The following is an 18,801-nucleotide window of genomic DNA, read 5'->3' as shown; positions in this document are numbered from 1 at the left end:
ATAAAAACCCTAAACTTCATCAGTTTAGGGCTAACGGCTTATTTCTCATCCGCAACACGCTGAATTTTAATGTCTTTTAACAATTGTCGTACCACATAGCTGGCCATAATCAAGCCGGCTGCTGATGGTACAAAGGCATTGGATGCTGGAGGCATTTGCGCTTTACGGATTGGCGCATTTTCATTTCCCACTTCTTTTTTGATATCCTCTCGAATCACAATTGGACTTTCATCAGAAAAGACAACTGGAATGCCTTTATGTATCCGCTCTTTACGAAGTCTTGTACGAATGACCTTGGCAATCGGGTCGGTATGCGTTTTCGAAATATCGGCAATCTGAAACCGTGTTGGATCCATTTTGTTAGCTGCACCCATGCTGGAAATAATCGGGATATTTCGTTTTAGGCATTCTTTCATGAGGTGTATTTTATAAACAATGGTATCAGAAGCGTCGACAACAAAATCTAATTTATGACTAAAAATATCTTCATACGTTTCTTCTGTATAAAATATTTTTAACGGAATCACTTCACAATCAGGGTTAATATCCTTAATCCGCTCTGTCATGATTTCTACCTTAGGTCTGCCGACCGTCGACAGAAGGGCAATCAGCTGACGGTTGATATTGGTAATGTCAACATCATCTTTATCAATCAAAATTAATTTACCCACGCCGGATCGGGCTAGCGCTTCAGCCGCAAACGAACCTACTCCGCCGATTCCTAAAACAGCAACCGTGCTGTTTTTCATAATTGTTAATCCTTCTTTACCAATAGCAAGCTCGTTTCGAGAAAATTGATGCAGCATTAGATTCACTCCAAATTTATAATCACTTTTATATATTTTTTCACCATAAGAATATATCATACTTACTAATAAAAACAAGTAATCAAGTAGGAATTATTCAAAAAGAAAAACCTTCTGCATCTGCAGAAGGTGATAGTTTAGAAAATAGGAAAGAGTCCCAATGGTGCCGTTGCTTTTGATCCTTCGTTTTGATCCCGCTACTAGCAGGTGGGTGTCCTGTTTCCGCGATTGTAAGTCCCTATACCGTATAGGTGGGGCATTTACGCATGGCAGAAAACGCTAGACTCCCGAATCAATAATGTTCGGTCAAAACTTCAGGTAACACAACGTACATTTCAGGACTCTTCTTAAATTACCTTTATCATACCATAATTTGAAGCGGTCATCAAGGATCATGAAAGCGAATTCCTGTTATTTATTAACATTTAATGACAAATTTAATTCCTTCAATTGTGCATCGGAAACTTCACCAGGTGCATCCGTCAGCAAGCAGCTAGCACTTGCTGTTTTAGGAAAGGCAATCGTATCCCGGAGGTTGGAACTGCCAGCAAGCAGCATAACCAAACGGTCAAGACCAATGGCGATTCCACCATGCGGTGGTGTTCCAAATTCAAATGCATTTAAGAGGAATCCGAACTGTTCCTTTGCTTCTTCCGGAGTAAAGCCTAGAACGCTAAACATTTTTTCTTGAACCTCACGTTCGAATATCCTTAGTGAGCCGCCGCCAAGTTCATATCCATTTAAGACAATGTCATATGCTTGGGCACGAACTTTAGACGGATCTGTATCTAACAGTTCAAGGTCTTCTCTAAATGGCATTGTAAATGGATGGTGGGCAGCGTAATAACGGCCTTCCTCCTCGGCATACTCTAATAGCGGCCAGTCCGTAACCCATAGGAAGTTAAACTGACTTGGGTCAATTAAGCCTAATTCTTTACCAAGCTTAAGTCTTAAGGCGCCAAGTGCGTCGGCGACAACATTTTTCTTATCAGCCACAAAAAGAAGTAAATCTCCATCTGCTGCTTCAAGCGTTGCCTTAATTGCCTGCGCATCCTCCTCAGTGAAGAATTTTGAAATTGGGCCTTTTAAGCCTTCAGCCTCAACCTTTAACCAAGCAAGCCCTTTTGCACCATAAACAGCAACGAATTCAGTTAACGCATCAATATCTTTACGAGAATATTTTTCTGCTGCACCCTTAACATTAATTGCTTTTACCTGGCCGCCATTGGCAACAGCTGCTGCAAAGACTTTAAAGCCAGAATCCTTCACGATCTCAGAAAGATCCACAAGCTCCAAACCAAACCGTGTATCTGGTTTATCAGATCCAAAGCGGCTCATCGCTTCTGCATAGGTCATCCGCGGAAAGCTTGCAGGGACTTCTACCCCTTTGACCTCTCTCATTAATCCAGATAACATGTTCTCCATCATGCCCATGATGTCTTCTTGGCTCCAAAAGCTGGTTTCAATATCGACTTGAGTAAATTCTGGCTGACGGTCAGCACGCAAGTCCTCATCACGGAAACAACGGGCAATTTGATAATAACGCTCAACTCCGCCTACCATCAATAATTGCTTAAACAATTGCGGCGATTGTGGCAATGCATAGAACTCACCGGGATGGACACGGCTAGGAACTAAATAGTCACGTGCTCCCTCTGGAGTACTTTTTGTTAAAATTGGTGTTTCAATATCTAAGAAACCTTCACTGTCAAGGTAGTTTCGAATATGTTTTGTTACCTGATGACGCATCTTCAGTGTTTCAAACATAACCGGACGGCGGAAATCTAAATAGCGATACTTTAAGCGGACATCCTCTGAAGCATCTGTCCGGTCAGAAATCTGAAACGGCGGAGTTTTCGCTTCATTGATAATCGTCACTTCTTCAGCCTGTACCTCAATCGTTCCGGTTGTTATATTTTGATTGATCGTTCCTTCTTCACGTCGGACAACGGTTCCGACCACATTCAGAACATATTCGGTACGGATTTTTTCTGCTGTTTGCAGTGCTTCTTTTGATAAATCTGGATTAAACACGACCTGAACAATTCCCGACCGGTCCCGCAAATCAATAAAGATTAACCCGCCTAAGTCACGCCGCTTTTGAACCCAGCCTTTTAATGTTATCTTCTCCCCTACTGCTGACTCTGGAACTTCCCCACAAAAATACGATCTGCCAAACATGATTATCCCCCTTTTAAGCTTGCAATTCCTGAAATTGTTTAATAAATGTGTTTAGGTCTAACTCTACTTGTTCACCTGTAGCCATATTTTTAACATTAATTTTGTTATTTTTAAGCTCATCTTCTCCGAGTACCGCTACATATTTAGCTTTTAAGCGGTCAGCTGCTTTAAACTGGGCCTTGATTTTTCGATCAAGGTAATCTCTTTCCGCTGAAAAGCCAGCCATGCGCAGCTGCTGCAAAAGTCCAACGGTATAATCTTTTGCTTCTTCGCCAAGTGATGCTAGAAACACATCGATTCCCTGGTTAATTTCAAGGTCAATACCTTCTGCGCCAAGGGCAGCAATAAACCGCTCAATACTTAAGGCAAAGCCGATACCAGGCGTTTCCGGACCGCCAATTTCTTCGGCCAGCCCATTATAACGGCCGCCCCCACATAGGGTCGTAATGGCTCCAAAGCCCTCAGCATTACTCATAATCTCAAATGCCGTGTGATTATAATAATCTAAGCCGCGTACCAAATTTGGATCGACTTCAAACGGAATATCAAGCAGCGTTAAATATTGCTGTAGTTTCTCAAAATAGGCTTTTGAAAAATCATTTAAATAATCCAGGATGGAAGGTGCGGTTTTCATTAATTCATGGTCACGGTCCTGTTTGCAATCAAGGATTCGAAGCGGATTTTTTTCAAGACGATTTTGACAGTCATGACAAAACTCCCCAATCCGCGGTTTGAAATGATTCACAAGCGCCTCACGGTGCGCAGTTCGGCTCTCTTTATCTCCAAGACTGTTTACAATAAGCTTTAACTTTCGCAGACCCATTTCTTTATAGAGATTCATCGCTAGCGAGATCACCTCTGCATCAATCGCTGGGTCATTACTGCCTAATGCCTCCACCCCAAATTGGACGAATTGGCGGAAGCGGCCTGCCTGCGGTCGCTCATAACGGAACATTGGTCCCATATAATAGAGCTTTACCGGCTGGTTAGGAAGGCCAAACATTTTCTTCTCCACAAAGGAGCGGACAACTGCCGCTGTTCCTTCCGGTCTAAGGGTAATGCTGCGTTTGCCTCTGTCCTCAAAAGTGTACATTTCCTTTTGGACAATATCCGTGCTGTCCCCGACACCTCTTGAAAAGAGGTCTGTATGTTCAAAGATTGGCGTACGAATCTCTTGGTATTGATATTTTTCACATAGTTCTCTTGCTTTTGCTTCAATTAACTGCCACTTTTCTACTTCACCAGGCAGAATGTCTTGCGTACCTCTCGGGATGCTAATAGACATGATGGTATACCTCCTTTATAAACATAAAGCTTATGTATATATAGTAAAATGGACACAATAACAGGTGCTTGCTTTTTCTGGAAATACAAAAAAACTCCCATCCCTTGTAATCATACAAGGGACGAGAGTTTGGTTCCCGCGGTGCCACCCTAGTTGAAGAGCATCAAACATGCTCTTCCTCTTAAACAGTTAACGCCTGCTACGTTCATCTCCTACTAAAGCAGTGCTTTTTCAGAAAGAAGCCTACGGAGTGTTCTTTCACTAAGGTACATGTAGAAATGCTCTCAGCCTAAGGCACTTCCTCTCTTTCCATGGATGATCTTAATTACTATGCTCCATCATTGGTTATTCCTAATATGACTTATATTTATTTAATAATACGGAGCAACCGTGGTAATGTCAAGAAACATTTAAGACCTCCCTAAATGTTTTTTTAACTTTCTGACATCGCCCATTGTGATCCCAAATTCCGAAGCGAGCTCGATGGAGTTCGTATGACCCTCTTTTTGAATAAAGTCATGAAAATCCACCCCAAAAAGACGGCCATCCATTGACTGTATGTTCATTCCCTTTTCACTTGATCTCATAATCAATCACCTCAGTCTTTTTTACTAGTATTTCCACTCTGGCAAAAAATTTGCATGTTTATGTGATTTTTATGGTTTACTTCTAGTAATATTGGCGCAATTAACCAATTAAGGAATGAATTTCTGGCTACTTTACGATAAAATAAACAGATAAAGGAGGTTACGATGACAAAAAAGTATACACTGCTCTTATTCACTATTATTCTCGCTTTCGGTACCTTCCTGCCGCAAGAAATAGGCAACGCCTCAAGTGGTTCGGTAACGATATCCACGGATACTGTAAATGTCCGCAGCGGCCCAGGATTAAGCTATCCCAATATCATGACAGTAAAACGCGGCGAACAGTATCAAATTGTAAAAGAAAAAGATGATTGGATTGAGATTAAATTATCGTTTGGCCAAACTGGCTGGATAGTCAATTGGCTCGTCACGAAGGACGATGAAGCTAGTTCAGGCCCCGAAGCAACAAGTACTGGAAGCAAAATCGCAAAGGTTAATACTGATCAATTAAGGATCCGTTCCGGTCCTGGGACAAGCTTCCCGATGATCGCCTCGTTAAATCAAGGTCAAGAAGTAACAATCCTTGATCAAAATGAAAACTGGTATAAAATCAGCAGTTATTTTGGAGAAGGATGGGTCATACGGGAATTCTTAGACATTCAAACCAGTGATAATACTACTTCCCCAAAATCATCTAAACATCCTGAAATGGGGACAGTGAATGCCGATACGATCAACATAAGAGAAGAGCCTGACGTCTCAAGTTCAACGGTTGGAAAACTGACAAACGGAACAGATGTCACGATTATCTCCCAACAAAATCAATGGCTGAAAATTAGTTATTCAAGTATAGAAGGCTGGGTTAAGGCGGAGTTTATTGACACTCAATCAGAGATTTCAAATGATACCCAAAAAGAAAGTGTAACAGGGGTAACAGCAACCGTAACTGCGGAAAGTCTCAGTGTCCGTTCAGAGGCATCGTTAAACGCCGATATCATTGGTACTGTTTCAGCGGGACAACAGTTTACTATTTTAGATGAAAAGTTTAATTGGGTGAAAATAGAGTTTCAGTCCGGTAGTTTTGGCTGGGTATCAGGCTTGTTTCTTGAGAAAACGAGTGCTTCCGCTAAAGAAAAACAACCATTAAAGGTAACTACTGTTACAATTTTACATAACGGCACAAATATCAGAGAAGAAGCAGATGTCCAATCCGATGTAGCTGCCCTGGCTGACGAGGGAGATCGGTTTACGGTAAAAAGGATTGTAAATGACTGGTACGAGGTACAATTAAGGAATGGAAAAACAGGCTACGTCGCTGGCTGGATTGTTTCAAACAATGGGTCCAGTCCGCAAATTCATAAAGGCGGAGCCGAAAGCTACCTTAAAAATAAAACAATTGTCCTCGATCCCGGACATGGCGGTGAGGATACTGGAACAATAGGCACGAATGGTACACTAGAAAAAGAGCTGACACTTCGAACCGCACGACTACTATACGATAAATTAAGTGCGGCTGGAGCCAATGTCTACCTTACTAGAAGTACCGATACATTTATTTCCCTGCCATCTCGGGTGTATGCGGCCATAACAACTAGTGCTGATGCCTTCATCAGTCTGCATTACGACAGCAGCCTGGACGACCGAAGTTCACGGGGAATGACAGGCTATTATTACTATGACGATCAAAAAGGATTGGCAGATTCGCTTTATACCTCAACCGTTGCTCAAACAAAATTGGATGGGCGTGGAGTAAGATTTGGTGATTTCCATGTCATCCGGGAAAATAGTCAAACAGCTGCTCTCATTGAGCTGGGCTATTTAAGTAACCCGCAAGAAGAAATTACTCTTAACTCAAGTGTGTTTCAAGAAAATGCAGCTTCAGGACTATATGATGGCTTGGCGCGGTATTTTAAAAATAACTAGACCAAAGGCTCTGGTAGTTAATGCTTCCAGGGTCTTTTTGTTGGCGGTTGGCCAATTTGTTAATATAATCCAAATTTTGGTGATATCTGCTCTAAATTTGTTAATATAATCTAATTTTTGTTAATATCGCTCCGATTTTTGTTAATATCGGCCAATATTTTGTTAATAAACCAAAAACAACATCTCTAATCCAACAAAAAAAGCCTGGCATGAATGCCAAGGCTTCCTACTTACTTTCTACAATTAACGTAACAGGACCATCATTGATTAATTCTACATCCATCATGGCGCCAAACACACCAGTTTCAACGGTAATTCCTTTGTCACGAAGCATCTGATTAAAGGCTTCATATAAGACAACTGCCTGTTCGGGCCTTGCCGCCTCCATGAAGTTTGGCCTGCGCCCTTTCCGGCAGTCACCATAAAGGGTGAACTGGGAGACAGAGAGAATTTCACCGCCAACATCCAATAACGAAAGATTCATTTTCCCCTCACGATCATCAAAGATTCGAAGGTTCGCAATTTTATCCGCTAAATAGACGGCATCTTCTTCCTTATCCTCATGTGTCACCCCAACTAGCAGGACAAAGCCTTTGGTAATTTTTCCGGTAATTTCACCATTGACCGTTACCTTAGCTTCCTTGCTGCGCTGCACTACGATTCTCATGATAGAAACTCCTTAATTCATAATTCGGCGAACCGAATAAACGTCCGGGATTTGCTTAATGCGTTCTACAACCTTTTGGAGGTGGCTGACATTATGGATGGCAATCGACATAATAATCGTCGCCATTTTATTACGATCCGATTTTCCGGTAACAGCCGAAATATTGGTCTTCGTCTCACTAACCGCTTGGAGAACCTCGTTAAGCAGCCCCTGACGGTCATAACCGCTGATTTCGATATCAACGTTATACTCTTTGCGATCGTTTAAGGAAGATTCCCACTCAACCGGAATTAATCTAGATTGAGCATCGTTCGAATCAATATTTGGGCAATCAGAACGATGTACAGAGACACCGCGTCCTTTCGTAATAAAACCAACAATCTCATCGCCTGGAACCGGACTACAGCATTTGGATAACCGGATTAACAGGTTATCAATCCCTTGCACGCGTACACCTGATTCCCGCTTTTTCGTCGACGGGAAGGATTTTAAATCGGTAATCGCATTCGCAATCGTTGTCGATTGTTCTTTATCCCGTTTTTTCCGCCACTTCTCAGTTAAACGGTTGGCTACCTGTAAGGCTGTAACGCCATTATAGCCGACAGCCGCATACATATCCTCTTCATTAGAAAAATTAAACTTTTCTGCAACCTTTTTTAGATTGTCAGGTGTTAATATTTCTTTTATATCGAATTCCATTATACGGATTTCTTTTTCAACCAGTTCTTTGCCTTTAATGACATTCTCATCACGGCGCTGCTTCTTAAAGAACGCACGAATCTTGTTCTTAGCTTGAGATGTTTGAGCAAGCTTTAACCAATCCTGGCTAGGTCCATACGAATGTTTTGAAGTGAGAATCTCAATAATATCGCCAGTCTTCAATTTATAGTCCAGTGTGACCATTTTTCCGTTCACTTTTGCCCCTATCGTCTTATTGCCGATTTCAGAGTGAATCCGATAGGCAAAATCGATCGGAACAGAACCAGATGGCAATTCGATTACATCGCCTTTTGGTGTGAAAATAAATACCATATCGGAAAACAGATCAATTTTTAAAGACTCCATAAACTCTTCGGCATTGGCCGTATCATTCTGAAACTCAAGAATTTCCCTAAACCAAGTGAGCTTTTGTTCAAACGTAGAGCTGTCACTAATCGTTTTACCTTCTTTATAGGCCCAGTGGGCAGCGACCCCGAATTCCGCAATTTGGTGCATCTCGTACGTACGAATTTGCACTTCAAGCGGATCTCCCTTTGGACCAATAACCGTTGTATGCAAAGACTGATACATATTCGGCTTTGGCATAGCGATATAGTCTTTGAAACGCCCTGGCATTGGCTTCCAGCAAGTGTGTATAATGCCAAGAACGGCATAGCAATCCTTAATACTATTGACCACTATCCGTACAGCCAGCAAATCATAAATTTCACTGAATTGTTTATTTTGCAGAGCCATTTTTCGATAAATGCTATAGATATGCTTTGGGCGTCCTGAAAGCTCCGCTTTAATCGATACTTCACTTAAGCGGCTCTTCACTTCATCCACGACATCATCCAAATATTGCTCGCGTTCGGCCCGTTTCTTTTTCATTAAGTTCACTATCCGGTAATACTGCTGTGGATTTAAGTATCTTAATGCGGTATCTTCTAACTCCCATTTAATCTTAGAAATACCAAGACGATGAGCTAAAGGTGCAAAAATTTCAAGTGTCTCATTTGAAATCCGACGCTGCTTCTCCACAGGAAGATGCTTAAGTGTCCTCATATTATGCAGGCGGTCAGCAAGCTTAATAAGAATCACGCGGATGTCCTGTGCCATTGCAACAAACATCTTTCGATGGTTCTCCGCCTGCTGCTCCTCATGAGACTTGTATTTAATTTTCCCTAACTTTGTAACCCCATCAACAAGCATTGCCACTTCGCCGTTAAAAACCTCTTCAATATCCCGTAAGGTTACATTGGTGTCTTCTACAACGTCATGGAGAAAACCAGCTGCCACCGTTGCCGGATCCATTTCAAGGTCGGCTAAGATACCGGCAACCTGAATTGGATGAATAATATATGGCTCTCCCGATTTTCTATATTGTTCACGATGGGCATGTTTCGCGTACTCATAAGCCTTTTTGACTAATGCAACATGCTCATCATTTAAATATTTTCTAGTCTTGTCGATGACTTGGTCGGCCGTTAACACTTGATCGTTCGCCATGAAATCACCTTTATTTTCATCTCATTTTTTATATCAACGTATTTTGTAAGTCTACCTTATAGTCAGATCAAAATATCTATATATATGAATGTTTTTTTAAAAAAAATTGTTACTAAATTAGAATGATTGTTACTATTATCGAAAAAAATTGCAAAATTGTAAAGGGATTGTGCTGTTTTTTTACTAAAATACGAAATTTTTGTCGCTTTTTACTGTTTTTACGGTGTTACATACCGGGTAAAAGGATAAACAACTCACCTTTACATTATATAAAGAGAGCACTCGTATCCTGAGTGCCCTCGTCATTCATTAATAGTGCATCAATGTAAGAACATCGTAGCCGTCTAATTTATTGCGGCCTTCTAAATAGCTTAATTCCACTAGAAAAGCGATTCCGGCTACCACACCGCCAAGCTGTTCTACCAATTGAATCGTCGCTTCGATCGTACCGCCTGTTGCTAACAAGTCATCCGTAATTAGCACGCGCTGACCTGGTTGAATAGCATCTTTGTGGATTGTAAGAACATCCTTACCATACTCTAATCCGTAGCCTACCTTAATCGTTTCTCGTGGCAGCTTTCCTTCTTTGCGGACTGGTGCAAACCCAACTCCTAACGAATAAGCAACCGGGCAGCCAATAATAAAGCCGCGTGCTTCCGGTCCAACAATAATGTCGATTTGCTTTTCTTTTGCATAAGCAACGATTTGGTCTGTTGCGTATTTATAAGCTTCACCATTATTCATTAACGGGGTGATGTCTTTAAATTTAATCCCCGGTTTTGGCCAATCGGGTACGATTGTAATAAATTCTCTTAAATCCATTATTTAATTGCCTCCTCAGATTCAACCGATCCTTGAATGACTTGATCGAACCAGCCTTTTAATTCTTGAAAGGAGGAAAACAATAATTCTCTTTCAAGAGCATACTGGGCCTGTTTTGTTTGATAAGTTTGGGAATCAGTCAGGTCACGCTTTTGCGCTCCCGTTTTTAAAGTGATAAATCCATTGTTTATTGTAACAAAATCTAGTTCAGAAAACACCTGTGACATAAATTTAATCGTTTCCTGCGACCAGCCTCGGTGTTTCGCTATCGTTTCACCATGAAATTTTAAGTCGATCGGGCCTTTTTTAAACAGAAAAGCGTAGAACCATTTAAAATGATCACGGGTTGGCAGGGTGGAAAAATAATCGCTTGCTTCTTTATAAAAATAAGTATAAATCCTGGCAGGCTCTTTTCCAGCTACTAATGCTCTTAAATGATCTTTGGTCGGCGGGAAATCGACTATCGCGATATTGGCTCTGAATCCATTAAACGCTTTGGCTTCTTCGATATCTTGGATAAGGATCGTCTCTGACCGCAGCTCTGGGTTTATTTTTTCAAGGTGCTCTTTATTAAAAATAATAATTTTCCTGTTTTCAGCAGGTACAATAGTTTGGATGTTATTAGCTCGCTTTTGTCCGCGCAAATCAAATAATTGCCACGAATGAACAGCCATATCGTGAATAAAGATTTGTGGTTTACGTATATTATTCCATTCATTAATAGATAATTCTCCAATGAATGAAATTTTTGAGACAGGAGAAATTTGATCAGCGAGAGTACCTAAACCAAACCCTACGCCATCAAGAGTGGAGCCTTCTTCATTTACTAATACCTTTAAATGATTTTGTCCACTGCCAATCTTTCTCATACTCGTAATCGAAACATCATCTATTAACACTTTTGGCTTGGGGTTATCCATCCCAAAAGGGGCAAGCAAGCTTAGTTGATCTAAGGATGTTAAACTAATATCTTGAAGACGAATTTTCTCATCAAGCTGCGTTATTGGGATTAAATGCTCGGTTGTCAGCTGCTCGTCGGCGAGACGATTAAGACGCTCACGAAGTTCAGCAACGTCTTCAAGTTTCAACGTCATCCCAGCTGCCATCGGGTGACCGCCAAAATGCGGCAGAAGTTCTCTGCATGTCGATAAATTTTTAAATAAATCATACCCGATAATACTTCTTGCCGAGCCTTTGGCGACACCTTTGTCCGAATCAAAATTTAGTACGATGGTTGGCCGATAGAACCTTTCGACAAGTCTTGAAGCGACAATTCCAATAACACCGGCATTCCAGCCTTCTTTACCAATCACCAATACTTTATTGGTCTCAATTGGGAAGTTTTTTTCAACCTCAGCGATAGCTTCGGCAGTAATTGTGTTGACGATTTCCTGCCTTGTCTTGTTTAAGGCATCCATTTCTTCAGCTAAACTTTGAGCTTCCTCCGGGTCTTCTGTTAATAATAATTGAACGGCTAGATCTGCATCTTCCAGCCTGCCGACCGCATTAATTCTTGGTGCAAGTGTAAACCCAATCGTTTCTTCATTGATCGACTTAAGGTCCACCCCGGCAACTTTTAAAATAGCTCTTAAGCCAATATTTTGAGTTACTCTAAGTTTTTCAAGACCTTTCTTTGCGATCAAGCGGTTTTCGCCTTTCAACGATACTAAGTCAGCAATTGTCCCGATTACGGCGATTTCAAATAAATGCTCGGGAACTTCTCCGTATAGTGCATGGGCCAGTTTAAACGCTACACCGACTCCAGCTAGTTCGCGAAATGGATAGGTGCTATCGGGCAGCTTGGGATGAATGATGGCGAGTGCCTCTGGTAAAACCGGGCCAGGTTCATGGTGATCGGTAATAATCAGGTCCAAGCTAAGTTCCTTCGCAACAGCAGCCTCGTGAACAGCAGCAATTCCTGTATCTACGGTGATAATCAATTTTATACCATTTTCCGCTGCTTGACGGAATGCCGCTTCATTTGGTCCATATCCTTCTGTAAAACGATTAGGGATATAAAATTGGACGTTTGCCCCTAAATCGCGAAGTGTAATCATTAACACCGAGGTGCTGCTTACTCCATCGGCATCGTAATCCCCAAAAATGAGAATAGGTTCTTGCTTTTCTATCGCCTCTTGAATTCGATTAACCGCTGTTTCCATACCTATAAGTAAATATGGGTCGTGAAACCCATCTTTTCCAAATAAAAAATACCGAGCAGAATCTACGGTATCCAGTCCACGGTTTACAAGCAGGGATGCAACCAGAGGTGTTATTTTCAATTCATTTACTAGCATTTGGGCAAGTGTGTGATCAGTTTTGCGAACAATCCAGTTTGTCTTTGATTTTAACAATTGTACGTTCACCCCTCAGACTTTCTAATTATACAGGAGCCTGTCAAACCTTTCAATCAAAAGAAAAAACTGCAAATGGTTTGCAGTTTTTTCATGACATATCAGACTAGTCCAGTTTCGGCGCCGAGCAGCCAGTGGACTTCGCTTTTCTAGACTTGTGGTTGATCCGAATATTTTCTCTTTTCTTTCACAGTTCTAATTACACCCTTCTTTTTCAGTTCCTTACACTTCATTACATACCATAAAGAACCTGCGATAAAGACAGATGAATATACACCAACGATTAGCCCTATAAATAATGCAATCGAGAAGTTACGAATCGACGGACTTCCAAAAATCATTAAGCATGCTGTTGTTATGAGTACCGTAAGGACTGTGTTAATGGATCGAGTTAATGTTTGTCGAATACTTACATTTACCACATCAGCAATATCTTGTACGGTTTTAAGACGCTTTTTCTTCTGCATATTTTCACGAACCCGGTCAAACGTGACAATGGTATCGTGGTTTGAATAACCGACAATGGTCAAAATGGCCGCGATGTAGTTTAAATCCACTTCAAGTCTTGTGATACTGAAAATCGCAATCATGAAAAATGCATCATGAAGGATGGCTGCAATAGCTGAGATTGCCATATAGGCTTCAAATCGCAAAGAAACATAGAGAATGATAATGATTGATGCCAGCAACACGGAAATAAAGGCATTTTTCGCCAATTCTTTTCCTATAGTCGGAGAAACGGTGCTGACATTCGGCTCAAAGCCGTATTCCTTTTTAAAATCTGCTTTTAAAGAGGCAATCTCATCTTTTGTCAAAACACCAATCATTCGAACAGCACCAATTTGATTGTTGTTTCCTGAGATGACGACATCATCAGGTTTTAAACCGCGTTCAGTAAAAGCACTTTTCACTTGTTCTGCGGTTAATGGTGTGTTCGATTGTACTTCTATCCGAGTACCACTTGAAAAATCAATTCCTAAGTTCAAGCGGAATATCGCAAGACAGATAATGCCTGCAACAATAAGAGTACCTGATAAAATAAATACTTTCTTTCTTAATCCAACAAAATCAATTTTATCAAATCTAGTTGGCAGGTCGACAGTATCAACGTTATCTGTGATATTTTTAATTTGTGAAGGATGTACGGCAAACCAGCCCGGTTTTTTATTAAAGATACCGCTCTTCACCCATAGTCCTAACAGGAGTCTTGAACCGTAAACATTGGTCAAAAAGCTCATTAGAACACTCACTATTAACATGGTCGCAAATCCTTTAACAGAACTTGTCCCATAGAAAAATAATACACATGCTGTAAGAATGGTTGTTAAGTTGGCATCAAAAATGGCTGTAAAGGCATGTTTCTCACCAGCTTCAAACGCTGATTTAAGGCTTCTTCCTACCTTCAATTCCTCGCGAATCCGCTCATAGGTGATGATGTTAGCATCCACGGCCATACCTATCCCGAGGATAATGGCAGCAATTCCCGGCAGGGTCAGGACCCCATTCATCCAATCGAAAATTAATAGCACCAGATAAGTAAAAATCGTTAATGTAATCGTAGCAATAAACCCTGGAAAACGATAATAGAAAATCATGAATAAGTAAATGATTGCCACACCGAGGATTCCAGCAAAAATAGTTTCATTAAGAGCTTGTGCCCCAAACTTAGCCCCAACCGAAGTAGAGTACACTTCTTTCAGTTTAACCGGCAAGGAACCTGCATTTAATAGGGAAGCCAAGGTTTGCGCTTCTTTCGTTTTAAAACTGCCGACAATGGAAACGGTATCCTGATTAAAGACTTCTTTTACAGTAGGAGCCGATAAAAACTTAGGCTTCGCTTTGGTTACTTCCGTTTTGAAGGAGTCTTTTCCTTCTTCGAAATCAAGCCAAATTACAAGGTAATTGTTTGGCGCCATATTGAGAATTTCTTGGGAAACTTTGCGGAATTTGTCTGCACTTTTTAATGTTAATGATACACTTGGTGCACCATTTTGATCAAAGGTTTGCTTAGCTCCGCCTTGCTTTAAATCGGAACCATCCATCATTAGTTTGTCATTGGCATCCCGGAAAGTTAAATTTGCCTGAGTGGACAAAATTTCCCTTGCTCTATTTTGATCTTTAACACCGGCAAGCTGAACGCGGATTCGGTTTGTACCTTCAATTTGAATACTAGGTTCACTTACCCCTAGAACGTTAATCCGCTTATCAAGTGCTTCAGCGGTGCTTGCCAAGACACTTTTGTCAATTTTTTGACCTTTTTTCGCAGGCTTAACCTCGTACAAAACCTCGAATCCGCCTTGAAGGTCTAGTCCAAGCTTCATATTATTTAAGATGTTCTTTGTTGTTGCTCCTATTGTGCCTCCAATTATTAGGATCACAAGAAAGAAAGCAATAATTCTACTACGCTTTACCATTATGCATTGTTCCTCCTTAGTGCTTGTGCAGGTAGCACTGTACGTCTATCCCTATACAAAAATAATGAAAAAGTCACTGCTTTCATTATGAAATAACTTATAAGTACTGTCAATTTACATATATGAAAACATTTTCTTATTTTAAAAGCTCTCTAAGTTCTGCTTCGTTATCAAATGAGAATTCGGAAGTTTTATAGGATTCAATTGTTACATAGTTTAGATAGTCACTTACCCTTACAGAGAGAATATCCTGGATCATTTCATAAAGCTTCATCTCATGTTTTACCTTTTTCCACTTTTTCTTTACTAAGAATTCCCAAAGACCTTGTTCTGATACAGAATCAACGCCCAGCAGGCGAAACTCCTCCAATTTGCTTTTTAATGCGGGCTGTACTTGGATACGAAAGTCTTCGTTTACGTGGATATTCTCCATCCTCTCTGCCTCCCAGAAATCTTGTTTGCGCATTCACTTTGATGAAACCATTTAAAAAGCTTTTACAACTTGTCATGCTTTGTCCACCTTAAGGCATATAGTTAATTGTATATGAATTCTTCTTATTTGAGAAGGTGGGAACCTAAATGTCGAAGTTTTTAAAAGGGACTTTTATCCTTTTAGTTGCAGGCTTTATCACAAGAGTCCTTGGCTTTATTTATCGAATTGTTCTGGCAAGAAGTATTGGTGAAGAAGGCGTCGGTTTATATATGATGGCCTATCCTACGTTCATTCTTGTGGTAACGATCATTCAATTAGGCCTTCCAGTAGCGATCTCGAAAAACATCGCAGAGGCAGAGGCCAAAGGTAATTATGCCGAAATCAAAAAAATTCTCGTCGTATCCCTGGCGATAACGGTGGGTTTATCCATAGTCCTCACACCAGCATTGATTTTATTGGCACCCACTTTATCTACCACACTCTTTACCGACCAAAGAACCTACTATCCGCTGATTGCGATTGCCCCAGCCATGCCTATTATCGCTGTGGCATCAGTTTTGCGAGGTTACTTTCAAGGCCGGCAAAATATGCGTCCATCAGCTATTTCGCAAATACTCGAACAATTTGTGCGAATTACGTTAATTGCAACAGCTACTAAAACATTCCTCCCTTACGGAGTGGAATATGCGGCTGCTGCAGCCATGGGGGCTTCCGTTTTAGGTGAACTGCTTTCGCTCATCTACTTACTGACAACTTTTAAATTAAAAAAACGATTTAAGTTGAGGAAAAACTTTTTTCAATTTGTCCATAAAGGGAAAAGTACTTTTAAAGAATTAATGGAAATTGCTCTGCCAACGATGGGCAGCAGAATGATTGGCTCGATCTCCTGGTTTTTTGAACCGATTGTCGTGGCCCACAGTCTCGCCCTGGCAGGTGTCCTGGCAGTCAATGCGACCAAACAATATGGCGCCTTAACCGGCTATGCCATGCCGCTGTTAATGCTGCCTTCGTTTGTTACCTTTTCGCTGGCAACCTCCCTTGTTCCTGCCATCAGCGAAGCCAATTCGAAAAATAACCATAAATTAATTGAATATCGGCTCCAGCAAGCCTTGCGGTTTGTTTTTTTAACAGGCGGTCTTGCCGTGATTATTCTCTATGTATTAGCGGACCCGCTCATGCAGCTAATGTACGGCTCAACAAAAGGAGCCTATTTTATCCGCTTGATGTCTCCATTTATGTTGGTTTATTACTATCAAGGTCCGCTGCAGGCAGTATTACAGGCTTTAAATCTTGCCCGAGCTGCAATGATTAATAGTCTAATTGGTTCAGTTGTGAAAACCACTGTCATTTTCTTACTTGCTTCACAAGCTTCATTTGGTATCACTGGGGCAGCCTTAGGGATTGTCGTAGGGTTTGTTCTTGTAACCGGATTACATTTTGCAACCGTCTTAAAGAAGGTTTCCTTTTCCTTCTATGCTAAGGATTATTTAAAGGGGTTCCTCGTGATGGGGCTTTCAGGCTGGCTTGGCTATTATCTGTTTGAACATTACCTTTTACAAGAGCATTTAATCATCCGTGTCATCTCTTCTGCAGTCGTTATGGTGGTTTCTTATATAGTGATGCTCGTTTTATTCCGTCTCATTAAAAAAGAGGAACTAAAGCGGATTCCTTGGTTTGGGAATTTAATTCCCAGCTAAGCAGCTTAATAAAACAAAAGAAGACATGCCTTATGGCGTGTCTTTATTAATCACTGTCCTTTAAATCAATATAGAAATTTCCATTTTCAAAACTGCAAAAAGAAATATCCTTAATTCCGCGATATCCCTTCTTCTTTAATTCCTGGCGCAGCCAGAGGTTAGTCTTATTGATCCGCTTTAGGTTTTCTTCATCGATTTGTCCATCCATTATTAAAGGGATAGTAATATCGCCTTGCTTAGTCGGTTCCTCAGGATTTTTTAATTTTTCAATCACGGATAAACTTCCGGACGGCTCTAATATGGCAAATTCTACGTCAGCAATACTGCGGATGTCTTTTTCTCTTAATTGCACCATTAAATCATCAAAATTATAACGTTGCTTCCGCATGGCTTTTTCGTCAATTTTTCCTCGGTTGATAATAATAATCGGTTTCCCGTCAATCAGATCACGAAACCTTTTACTCTTTAAGGATAAAATCGCCATGATAATTTGAATAGCCATTAAAACTATCATCGGAACCATTGTGTGAAGTAACGGAGAATGATGATTCTCGATGGAAACGACCGCCATTTCACCTATCATAATAAATACGACAAGATCCAGAATGCTTAATTCACCAATTTCGCGTTTACCCATCATCCGAAAAATTAACAGGATGAGGACATAAAACAATATGGTTCGAAACATAATCGATACATATTCCACTATCGGTCGCCCCTTTTTTTAAATCAAAGAATAGTATCGGTCTTTTGGTAAGCATTTATGAAAGGAAGTTAGTTCCAAAAAATTAAATAAGCAAGCGGAAATATCTATTCTACTTTACCCTTAGCCTGAATACGCTTGTACTAGGAAGAATAACTGTCTAGGACTTGCCGGCTAAAAAAACAGGAAGGTTTAGTCTTGGAACGAAGGGGGAGAGTTAAAATCGAATCGAAAAGCTTTGGAGTATCCATTTTGTATGGATTAATTTTTATTTTTGCCTTTGCTTTAATTTGCAGTCTTATTTTCGCCTTTATCCTTCGATTTACATCCGCTCAAGAAGGATCACTTCAATACGTAATTACAGCCTTGTCTTTCATCGGACTATTTGGCGGCGGTTTTCTTTCAGGCGGAAAGCGAAAAGAAAAAGGCTGGCTAATTGGAGGATTCACCGGGCTCATGTATTCATTTGTTGTCTTTTTGTTTCAATACCTTGGCTTTGACCGCTTGTTTAATGCGGAGCAAGTCATTTATCACACCTGCTATACATTGATTGCGATGATGGGTGGAATCTTGGGAGTCAATATTGCATCCAACAATTCACGAAGATCGGCATAAATAAAGCGGAAGCGCCTTGAACAGGGGCTTCCGCTGGATCATTTTCAAAGTGGGTTTAATTCTTACTCATCTAATAGAAAAAGAAGCCATATATCCATGTGGCTTC

Annotated in this window: 14 protein-coding genes, 1 other RNA gene and 1 other annotated feature; of the genes, 3 read left to right on the top strand and 12 right to left on the bottom strand. The window is 40.7% G+C overall.

Features of this window, described 5'->3' with window-relative positions:
* Nucleotides 1–38 precede the first annotated feature (38 nt).
* The 5 genes from ACZ9EE_RS23755 to ACZ9EE_RS23735 all read right to left on the bottom strand — a co-directional run bounded on the left by ACZ9EE_RS23755 (nt 39) and on the right by ACZ9EE_RS23735 (nt 4,859).
* On the bottom strand, nt 39–806 hold the full coding sequence (locus tag ACZ9EE_RS23755; RefSeq protein ID WP_476031111.1) for a tRNA threonylcarbamoyladenosine dehydratase: 768 nt from the start codon (nt 804–806) through the stop codon (nt 39–41).
* A 150-nt stretch (nt 807–956) separates the two neighbouring features.
* A non-coding RNA gene (ssrS, locus tag ACZ9EE_RS23750) (6S RNA) lies at nt 957–1,151 on the bottom strand.
* A gap of 66 nt (nt 1,152–1,217) precedes the next feature.
* On the bottom strand, nt 1,218–2,987 hold the full coding sequence (aspS, locus tag ACZ9EE_RS23745; RefSeq protein WP_476031110.1) for an aspartate--tRNA ligase: 1,770 nt from the start codon (nt 2,985–2,987) through the stop codon (nt 1,218–1,220).
* Between the two features lie 13 nt (nt 2,988–3,000).
* Nucleotides 3,001–4,272 carry a histidine--tRNA ligase gene (gene hisS, locus ACZ9EE_RS23740; RefSeq protein WP_476031109.1) on the bottom strand — a complete coding sequence of 424 codons (1,272 nt, stop codon included), beginning with the start codon at nt 4,270–4,272 and terminating at the stop codon, nt 3,001–3,003.
* Nucleotides 4,273–4,386: 114 nt separating this feature from the next.
* Nucleotides 4,387–4,623: a binding site (T-box leader), on the bottom strand.
* A 59-nt stretch (nt 4,624–4,682) separates the two neighbouring features.
* On the bottom strand, nt 4,683–4,859 hold the full coding sequence (locus ACZ9EE_RS23735; protein WP_476031108.1) for a hypothetical protein: 177 nt from the start codon (nt 4,857–4,859) through the stop codon (nt 4,683–4,685).
* Nucleotides 4,860–5,024: 165 nt separating this feature from the next.
* On the opposite strand from ACZ9EE_RS23735, the gene ACZ9EE_RS23730 reads away from it, so the two are divergent.
* Nucleotides 5,025–6,782, top strand: a complete 1,758-nt coding sequence (locus ACZ9EE_RS23730; protein ID WP_476031107.1) for an SH3 domain-containing protein — start codon at nt 5,025–5,027, stop codon at nt 6,780–6,782.
* A gap of 226 nt (nt 6,783–7,008) precedes the next feature.
* Here the strand turns inward: ACZ9EE_RS23730 and dtd are convergent, their stop codons facing one another.
* From dtd to ACZ9EE_RS23700, 6 genes are all read right to left on the bottom strand, one after another.
* Nucleotides 7,009–7,449: a D-aminoacyl-tRNA deacylase gene (gene dtd / locus ACZ9EE_RS23725; RefSeq protein WP_476031106.1), complete on the bottom strand. Its 441-nt coding sequence runs from the start codon at nt 7,447–7,449 to the stop codon at nt 7,009–7,011.
* 12 nt (nt 7,450–7,461) lie between these two features.
* Complete coding sequence (locus ACZ9EE_RS23720; protein WP_476031105.1) at nt 7,462–9,657, bottom strand: RelA/SpoT family protein; 2,196 nt, start codon at nt 9,655–9,657, stop codon at nt 7,462–7,464.
* 309 nt (nt 9,658–9,966) lie between these two features.
* A complete protein-coding gene (locus ACZ9EE_RS23715) occupies nt 9,967–10,479 on the bottom strand; it encodes an adenine phosphoribosyltransferase (RefSeq protein ID WP_476031104.1) in 513 nt (170 codons plus the stop codon).
* Nucleotides 10,479–12,833: a single-stranded-DNA-specific exonuclease RecJ gene (gene recJ, locus ACZ9EE_RS23710; protein ID WP_476031103.1), complete on the bottom strand. Its 2,355-nt coding sequence runs from the start codon at nt 12,831–12,833 to the stop codon at nt 10,479–10,481. Before recJ ends, ACZ9EE_RS23715 begins: the two co-directional genes overlap by 1 nt.
* A gap of 149 nt (nt 12,834–12,982) precedes the next feature.
* Nucleotides 12,983–15,247, bottom strand: a complete 2,265-nt coding sequence (secDF, locus tag ACZ9EE_RS23705; RefSeq protein WP_476031102.1) for a protein translocase subunit SecDF — start codon at nt 15,245–15,247, stop codon at nt 12,983–12,985.
* 136 nt (nt 15,248–15,383) lie between these two features.
* Entirely contained in the window at nt 15,384–15,680 is a 297-nt protein-coding gene (locus ACZ9EE_RS23700; protein ID WP_476031101.1) for a post-transcriptional regulator, read from the bottom strand.
* Between the two features lie 146 nt (nt 15,681–15,826).
* Here ACZ9EE_RS23700 and spoVB point away from each other — a divergent pair, with 146 nt between their 5' ends.
* Nucleotides 15,827–17,377 (top strand): stage V sporulation protein B, encoded by a 1,551-nt coding sequence (gene spoVB / locus ACZ9EE_RS23695; RefSeq protein ID WP_476031100.1) that lies wholly within the window; start codon nt 15,827–15,829, stop codon nt 17,375–17,377.
* Nucleotides 17,378–17,423: 46 nt separating this feature from the next.
* Here spoVB and ACZ9EE_RS23690 read toward each other — a convergent pair whose 3' ends face one another.
* Nucleotides 17,424–18,086, bottom strand: coding sequence for a DUF421 domain-containing protein (locus tag ACZ9EE_RS23690; RefSeq protein ID WP_476033066.1), 663 nt, complete (start codon nt 18,084–18,086; stop codon nt 17,424–17,426).
* 192 nt (nt 18,087–18,278) lie between these two features.
* Between ACZ9EE_RS23690 and ACZ9EE_RS23685 the strand changes: the two genes are divergently transcribed.
* Complete coding sequence (locus ACZ9EE_RS23685) at nt 18,279–18,695, top strand: TIGR04086 family membrane protein (RefSeq protein ID WP_476031099.1); 417 nt, start codon at nt 18,279–18,281, stop codon at nt 18,693–18,695.
* Nucleotides 18,696–18,801 lie beyond the last annotated feature (106 nt).

This window comes from Bacillus sp. URHA0034 (assembly GCF_056280405.1).
The sequence above is the reverse complement of the archived record's forward strand: the minus strand, read 5'-3'. Positions and strand labels throughout refer to the sequence as shown.

Excerpts from the sequence above, each read along its gene's own strand:
- ACZ9EE_RS23700 (WP_476031101.1), bottom strand. The coding sequence starts at position 15,680 with ATGGAGAATATCCACGTAAACGAAGACTTTCGTATCCAAGTACAGCCC.
- hisS (WP_476031109.1), bottom strand. The coding sequence starts at position 4,272 with ATGTCTATTAGCATCCCGAGAGGTACGCAAGACATTCTGCCTGGTGAA.
- ACZ9EE_RS23720 (WP_476031105.1), bottom strand. The coding sequence starts at position 9,657 with ATGGCGAACGATCAAGTGTTAACGGCCGACCAAGTCATCGACAAGACT.
- secDF (WP_476031102.1), bottom strand. The coding sequence starts at position 15,247 with ATGGTAAAGCGTAGTAGAATTATTGCTTTCTTTCTTGTGATCCTAATA.
- ACZ9EE_RS23715 (WP_476031104.1), bottom strand. The coding sequence starts at position 10,479 with ATGGATTTAAGAGAATTTATTACAATCGTACCCGATTGGCCAAAACCG.
- ACZ9EE_RS23730 (WP_476031107.1), top strand. The coding sequence starts at position 5,025 with ATGACAAAAAAGTATACACTGCTCTTATTCACTATTATTCTCGCTTTC.
- ACZ9EE_RS23735 (WP_476031108.1), bottom strand. The coding sequence starts at position 4,859 with ATGAGATCAAGTGAAAAGGGAATGAACATACAGTCAATGGATGGCCGT.
- ACZ9EE_RS23755 (WP_476031111.1), bottom strand. The coding sequence starts at position 806 with ATGCTGCATCAATTTTCTCGAAACGAGCTTGCTATTGGTAAAGAAGGA.
- aspS (WP_476031110.1), bottom strand. The coding sequence starts at position 2,987 with ATGTTTGGCAGATCGTATTTTTGTGGGGAAGTTCCAGAGTCAGCAGTA.
- spoVB (WP_476031100.1), top strand. The coding sequence starts at position 15,827 with ATGTCGAAGTTTTTAAAAGGGACTTTTATCCTTTTAGTTGCAGGCTTT.
- dtd (WP_476031106.1), bottom strand. The coding sequence starts at position 7,449 with ATGAGAATCGTAGTGCAGCGCAGCAAGGAAGCTAAGGTAACGGTCAAT.